Origin of the sequence: Halorubrum sp. SP3 (assembly GCF_005435195.1) — an archaeon.
In the GTDB taxonomy this organism is placed as follows: Archaea; Halobacteriota; Halobacteria; order Halobacteriales; family Haloferacaceae; genus Halorubrum; species Halorubrum sodomense.
Map to the genome: position 1 here is coordinate 1 of NZ_SGTU01000747.1, position 223 is coordinate 223.

The following is a 223-nucleotide window of genomic DNA, read 5'->3' on the forward strand; positions in this document are numbered from 1 at the left end:
GGTCAGCCCCACCGAACTGGACGGCCGTCGCAGTGACGTCGACGGGAACAATATCGCCGTCTCGGGTATGGCACGACAGTTCTGCGGTGAACCCGCTTCCCCTATCGTTGACGCGCTTGACGAACGATTCAAAAACATCGTAATCATGCGGGTGGATATCCGGTGGGCCGAGCGAGAGGAGGTGGTCTCGGTCGTACCCGAGCAACTCGCATGCCTGGTCGTT

1 protein-coding gene is annotated in these 223 nt (G+C 60.1%); it reads right to left on the reverse strand.

Annotation, left to right across the window (positions count from 1 at the left end):
- On the reverse strand, window positions 1-223 hold a 223-nt coding region (locus tag EXE42_RS20980; protein ID WP_137707149.1), incomplete at both ends, for a PAS domain-containing protein.